The organism is Neochlamydia sp. EPS4, from assembly GCF_000813665.1.
GTDB lineage: Bacteria > Chlamydiota > Chlamydiia > Chlamydiales > Parachlamydiaceae > Neochlamydia.
On the sequence record NZ_JSDQ01000047.1, the window covers coordinates 74,126 to 81,390 of the forward strand.

General features: G+C 40.9%; 3 protein-coding genes and 1 pseudogene. All 4 read left to right on the forward strand.

Annotated elements, in window-relative coordinates; genetic code table 11:
• Positions 1-8 precede the first annotated feature (8 nt).
• Positions 9-1,721 carry a leucine-rich repeat domain-containing protein gene (locus DB42_RS11535; protein WP_052435983.1) on the forward strand — a complete coding sequence of 571 codons (1,713 nt, stop codon included), beginning with the start codon at positions 9-11 and terminating at the stop codon, positions 1,719-1,721.
• A 181-nt stretch (positions 1,722-1,902) separates the two neighbouring features.
• Positions 1,903-2,064 (forward strand): leucine-rich repeat domain-containing protein, encoded by a 162-nt coding sequence (locus DB42_RS10860; protein WP_080502735.1) that lies wholly within the window; start codon positions 1,903-1,905, stop codon positions 2,062-2,064.
• Between the two features lie 424 nt (positions 2,065-2,488).
• Complete coding sequence (locus DB42_RS10385; protein ID WP_052435984.1) at positions 2,489-5,089, forward strand: leucine-rich repeat domain-containing protein; 2,601 nt, start codon at positions 2,489-2,491, stop codon at positions 5,087-5,089.
• Positions 5,090-5,494: 405 nt separating this feature from the next.
• Positions 5,495-7,265, forward strand: a pseudogene (locus DB42_RS10390) (leucine-rich repeat domain-containing protein); the annotation flags it as partial.

Here is a 7,265-nt window from a genome sequence, read left to right on the forward strand (position 1 = left end):
AGCTTATTATGATCCCTTCATCTTCTACTTCTAGCACCCAGTTAACTTTCCGCACTACAGTCTCAGAGAATATAGAAGATGCGGTTTCAGGTGAGCTGATGACTCGGGCTGTTACTTTATTTCCTTGTGGTCATACCTTTAACGAAGATACCGTCATCCAATGTTTAGCACGTAATAAACTTTGCCCCCTAGATAGAAGGCTTATTGAAAGGCATGCACCCAACTACACGGTGAGGCACCTAGCCGAAACAGCTGAATCTCATCCTTTAGAAGAGCTTAAGCATGAGCCTAGCGAGGAAGCTGTAGGGCATTACTTACGAGGTAAAGAACTTGCTGAGAAAGGAGAGCATGCCACTGCTATAGAGGCTTTACTGCAAGCTTTGCAATTAACTCCTACCTATGAAAAAGCCCAAGCCTATCTTGAATTTTGCCTTAAACGCTCTTCCGAGACTTCTTTATCTTCGCAACCCCTCCCTCCTTTTCCGCCTTCTTTTCATGGTACAAATGAAGGCCAAGAAAAAAGCCTAACCTCTACAGAGTCTTCTAAAGAAGGCTATACTGAACTTTTATTCAATCCTTTAGAAGAGCCTTCCATTCAAGAAAACTCTATATTAAAGAAGATATTAGAGAATCAAGTCGAAGAGTTGATGAGCCAGGAGGGCGAAGAGCTAAATGAGAAAGAAAAGATAAGCTATAAATGGACCGAAAAATTATTAGGAGAAAATAAAAAGGTTAGACCATTTATCGTTGAAAAGCTGCGGCAAATTCACTCGGACTCTTTCTCTCTTGCTCCAGTTGCTCCTCAACCTTCTATTCTTTCTTCATCTACTATTTCGTCTAAAGAAATTCAACCTCTTTCTCCTCCATCTACTACTCCTATTTCCATGGTTTCGCTTTACAATACAATTCTCCAGGTTCATTTTCCTGAAGGGAATGGGGATTTCATAGCACAAGCTGGCATTTTAGATAAGATTTATGAAATTAAGCCTAATCTTTCTATTGAAGAAAAAGTCCCTTATATTTTTCAAAAGCTTTTTACCTTAGCTGCTTCTCTTTCTCCTACAGAATTTGAAAGAAATACTATTGAAGAAAAAGTACTTTACATCTTTCGAAGGCTTTTTGCCTTAGCCCCTTCTCTTTCTCCTACAGAAGTTGAAAGAAATACTACGGAAAGTAAGGCTATCAACCTTTCTAATTATTCCTCCTATCTGCTCAATATTAACCGTCTCTTCTTCTGGCAAATGCTACCGGGAGGAACAGGGTTCTTAAACCAACCACCGATTAAAGCTTTGCCTTTAAAGAAAAAAGGGGAGTTGTTAACGCAGTGGATAGAAGAGTATGGTAAAAATATCACTACCCTGAACTTAGAAGGATTAGGCTTAACGCTTTTACCGCCAGAAATCGGTCACCTTTCTCAGCTAACTTGCCTGGTCTTAAGATACAACCATTTAACTGTTATTCCTGCTGAGATAGGGCAGCTTACTAAGCTAGAAGTGCTTAACTTAAGCTATAACCATCTAACAGCTATTCCTACATCTATTGGGCAGCTTACTAAGCTGCAAATGTTTAGATTAGACGGTAACCACCTCACCGCTATTCCTGCCGAGATAGGGCAGCTTTCTCAGCTGCAAGAGCTTGACTTAAGCTACAACCGGCTTACTGTCATTCCTTCAGAAATCTTGCGGCTTCGAGAGGCTGGGGCGTGGATTAAATTAGATTGAATGGCAATTCTCGTTAGAATGAGTTATAAAGAGTGGCTTGCTTTTTATGCGTTCCTTTACTTTGATGAATAGACGGGAATCCACCTCCCTAGCCTTTCATCTAAGCTTGTAGATTAAGATTTTAGCTTGTTGTGCGGTCTATAAAAATTTTTGAAAGCTAACATTTTAAGAAGTTAATCTAATGCAAAAGCTTTACTTAAGCTTCAACCAGCTAACGGCTCTTCCTTCTGAGATAGGGCAGCTGTCTCGGCTGCACGACCTTGACTTAAGCTACAATCAGCTAACCATTATTCCTCACCTTCCTAAGGTAGGGAGGCTTAATATGGAGGGTAATCTTCTTTAGAAGGTTTTATGAAGAGAGGCTTGTCTTTGGTATATTTCTTTAATTTACTTTGGTGAATAAACGGGAATCTATTTCTCTTAGCCTTTGGGCTAAGGTTTCAGATAAGTAGCCTACAATTGGCAAAAATTTTCCCTTTTAAGCCTTTTAGCAGGTTATGCAGGCTATGAAATGAAAGGTTTGAGAGCAAAAACTTTGGGAGGCTAATCCAAAGAGATGAGATAAAAATTGATAAGCGGCAAAGACAGCGGCTATAGCTTCTACACAGTGCTAACAAAGCTTTTCTTTTTTTTTTCTTTAAAATAAAAATTGATCAATAAAGATGAAAAGAATAAGTTAATGGCGAAAAGTTAAGGAAAGACCTTAAAAAGCAGGTCGGACCAGCAATTAAAGCAATCACTTATCCTAAAACTTTAAGGAGCTTATCATGATTCCTTCATCTTCTACTTCTAGCACTCAGGTAACTTTCCGCACTACAGTTTCAGAGAATATAGAAGATGCTGTTTCAGGAGAGTTGATGACTCGGGCGGTTACTTTGTTTCCTTGTGGTCATACCTTTAACGAAGATACCGTGATCCAATGCTTAGCACGTAACAAACTTTGTCCCCTAGATAGAAGGTTCATTGAAAGGCATGCACCCAACTACACGGTGAGGCACTTGGCTGAAACAGCTGAATCCCATCCATTAGAAGAGCTTAAGCATGAGCCTAGCGAAGAAGCTGTAGGACATTTCCTACGAGGTAAAGAACTGGCTGAGAAAGGAGAACATGCCACTGCTATAGAAGCTTTACTGCAAGCTTTGCAATTAACTCCTACCTATGAGAAAGCTCAAGCCTACCTTGAATTTTGCCTTAAACGCTCTTCAGAAGCTTCTTTATCTTTCCAGCAAGTTCCTCCTCTTTCTATCGGGAGTAGAGATAAAGGTAAAGAGAAAAGCCTTTCTTCTACAGACTCTCCTAAAGAACGTTATACCGAACTTTTATTCAATCTGTTAGAAGAGCCTTCCATTCAAGAAAACTCTATATTAAAGAAGATACTAAAGAATCAAGTCGAAGGGCTGATGAGCGAGGAGCGTGAAGAGCTGACTGAGAAAGAAAAAGTAAGCTATAAATGGACAGAAAAATTACTAGGAGAAAATAAAAAGGTTAGGCAATTTGTCGTTGAAAAGCTGCGGCAAATCCACCAGCAGTCCTCCTGTCTTGCCTCGGTCCCTCCTCAACCTTCTATTCCTTCTTCATCTACTATCTCGTCTAAAGGGATTCAGCCTCTTTCTCCTCCATCTACTACTCCTATTTCCATGGCCTCGCTTTACAACGCTATTATGCAGTTTCATTTTCCTGAGAGAAACGGGGATTCCATAGCACAAGCTGATATTTTAGATAAGATTTACGAAATTGAGCCTACTCTTTCTATTGAAGAAAAAGTACCCTACATCTTTCAAAAGCTTTTTACCTTAGCCGCTTCTCTTTCTCCTTTAGAATTTGAGGGGAATACTAAGGAAAGCAAGGCTATTACCCTTTCTAATTATTCCTCCTATCTGCTCAATATTAACCGCCTCTTACTTTGGCAAAAGTTACCAGGAGGAACAGAGTACTTAAACCAAGTGCATATTAAATCTTTACCTTTAAAGAAAAAAGGAGAACTGCTAACGCAGTGGATAGAAGAGCAAGGTAAAAACATTATCAAACTAGACTTAGATGATGAGTTAGATTTGACCATTTTACCGCCAGAGATTTGGCAGCTTTCTCAACTGGAATGGCTTAACTTAAGTAATAATCAGTTAACTACTCTTCCTCCAAACATAGGTCAGCTTTCTCAGCTGCAATCTCTTTGGTTACATAACAACCAGCTAACCGCTATTCCTGCTGAGATAGGGCAGCTTACTAAGCTAGAAGTGCTTAACTTAGGCCATAACCAGCTAAACATTATTCCTGCAGAGATAGGGCAGCTTACTAAGCTGCAAGGGCTTGCTTTAGGCTTTAACCAGTTAACCATCATTCCTGCAGAGATAGGGCAGCTTTCTCATCTGCGAATGCTTCACTTAGGAGATAACCAGCTAACCATTATTCCTGCAGAGATAGGACAGCTTTCTCAGCTGCGATCGCTTGACTTAAGTTATAACCAGCTGACCATTATTCCTGCCGAGATAGGGCAGCTTTCTCAGCTGCAAAAGCTTTACTTAAGCTTCAACCAGCTAACTATTATTCCTGCAGAGATAGGGCAGCTTTCTCATCTACATACGCTTAGGTTAAGCAATAACCAGCTAATTATTATTCCTGCCGAGATAGGGCAGCTTTCTCAGTTGGATAACCTTTGGTTAAGCAGCAACCAACTAACCGCTATTCCTGCAGAGATAGGGCATCTCTCTCAGCTGGATAAGCTTTGGTTAAACAGCAACCAACTAACCGCTATTCCTGCGGAAATCGGGCAGCTGTCTCGGCTGCAAGAGCTTGACTTACGCAAAAACCAGCTAATGGCTATTCCTGCAGAGATAAGGCAGCTTTCGCAGCTACAAAGGCTTTGGTTAAGCTATAACCAGCTAGCCGCTATTCCTGCAGAGATAGGGCAGCTTTCTCATCTACAAGAGCTTGACTTAAGAAAAAATCAGCTAAACGCTCTTCCTGTTCAGATAGGGCAGCTTTCTCATCTGCAAGAGTTTTGGTTAAGCGACAACAAGCTAAACGCTCTTCCTGCTGAGATAGGGCAGCTCTCGCAGCTGCAAGCCCTTGACTTAAGCAATAACCAGCTAACCGCTATTCCTGCTGAGATAGGGCAGCTTTCTCAGCTACAAAGGCTTTGGTTAAGTGATAACAAGCTAACCGCTCTTCCTGCTGAGATAGGACAGCTTTCTCATCTGCGAATGCTTCACTTAGGAGATAACCAGCTAACCATTATTCCTGCAGAGGTAGGGCAGCTCTCTCAGCTGCGATCGCTTGACTTAAGTTATAACCAGCTAACCGTTATTCCTCCTCTTCCTAAGCTAAGATCGCTCAAAATTGATGGTAATCCCCTTCAGATGGTAATATGAAGGTAATCCTATCTTTTGTACGCTTGTTTACTTTGGGAATAAACGGGGATCCATCTTTCCTAGCCTTTGGGATAAGGTTTCAGATAGGTAACTTATAATCAGCAAAAACTTTTCCTCTTAAGCCTTTTAGCATGTTATGCAGGCGATAAAATGAAAGATTTGTGAGCAAAAACGTTGAGAGGCTAATCCAAAGAGATGAGATAAAAATTGATAAGCGGTAAGAACAGCGGCTATAGCTTCAACAAAATGCGAACAAAGCTTTTCTCTCTTTTCCATTAAAATAAAAATTGATCAATAAAGATGAAAGGAATAAGTTAATGGCGAAAAGATAAGACAAGACCTTAAAAGGCAGGTCGAACCAGCATCTAAGGCAATCACTTATCCTAAAACTTTAAGGAGTTTATTATGATCCCTTCATCTTCTACTTCTAGCACTCAGGTAACTTTCCGCAGTACAGTCTCAGAGAATATAGAAGATGCGGTCTCAGGTGAGTTGATGACTCGGGCAGTTACTTTGTTTCCTTGTGGCCATACCTTTAATGAAGATACCGTCATCCAATGCTTAGCACGCAATAAACTTTGTCCCCTAGATAGAACGCTTATTGAAAGGCATGTACCTAACTACACAGTCAGACATCTGGCTGAAACGGCTGAATCCCATCCATTAGAAGAGCTTAAGCATGAACCTAGTGAAGAAGCTGTAGGACATTTCTTACGGGGTAAAGAACTTGCTGAACAAGGAGAGCATGCAAGCGCTATAGAAGCTTTACTGCAAGCTTTGCAATTAACTCCTACGCATGAAAAAGCTCAAGCCTATCTTGAATTTTGCCTTAAACGCTCTTCCGAAGCTTCTTCATCTTCGCAGCAAGTTCCTCCTCTTTCCATTGGGAGTAGAGATAAAGGTAAAGAGAAAAGCCTTTCCTCTACAGACTCTCCTAAAGAACGTTATACCGAACTTTTATTCAATCTTTTAGAAGAGCCTTCCATTCAAGAAAACTCTATATTAAAGAAGATATTAGAGAACCAAGTCGAAGGACTGATGAGCCAGGAGGGTGAAGAGCTAAATGAGAAAGAAAAAGTAAGCTATAAATGGACAGAAAAATTACTAGGAGAAAATAAAAAGGTTAGGCAATTTGTGGTTGAAAAACTGCGCCAAATTCACCAAGAGTCTTCCTCTCTTGCCGCAGGCATTCCTCAATCTTCTATTTCTTCTTCATCTACTATCTCGTCTAAAGAAATTCAAGCTCTTTCTCCTTCTTCCACAGCCTCTATTTCCATGACCCCGCTTTACAACGCTATTATGCAGGTTCATTTTCCTGAGGGAAACGGGGATTTCATAGCACAAGCTGGTATTTTAGATAAGATTTACAAGATTGAGCCTACTCTTTCTATTGAAGAAAAAGTACCATACATCTTTCAAAAGCTTTTTACCTTAGCTGCTTCTCTTTCTCCTACAGAATTTGAAGGGAATACTAAGGAAAACAAAGCTTTTACCCTCTCTAATTATTCCTCCTATCTACTAAATATTAACCGCCTCTTAATTTGGCAAAAGCTACCGGAAGGAAACAATTATCTCAACCAACCACGAATAAAAGCTTTATCCTTAAAGAAGAAAGGAGAGCTGTTAACCCAGTGGATAAAAGAGCAGGGTGAAAATATCACTACCCTGAACTTAGACGGGTTAGGCTTGACTTATTTACCACCCGAGGTCTGGCAGCTTTCTCACCTTCAAGCGCTTGGCTTAAGTAACAATCAGCTAACTGTTATTCCCCCAGAAATTGGACAGCTTTCCCAGCTGATAGCTCTACGCTTAGACGGTAACCATCTAACCATCATTCTTCCTGAAATCGGGCAGCTTTCTCACCTGGAATGGCTTAACTTAGGGGGGAACCAGCTAGCCGCTATTCCTGCAGCCCTCGGGCAGCTTTCTCGGCTGCAAACGCTTGGCTTAAGTAACAACCAGTTAATTGCCCTACCTGCAGTGATAGGGCAGCTTTTTCAGCTGAGAGCTCTTGGCTTAAGTAACAACCTCTTAAATGCCCTGCCTGCCGAGATAGGGCAGCTTTCTCAGCTGACGGGCCTAGACTTAAGCAACAACCAGTTAGCTGTTGTACCTGCAGAGATAGGGCAGCTATCACAGTTACAAACTCTTAACTTAGACAATAATCAGATAATTG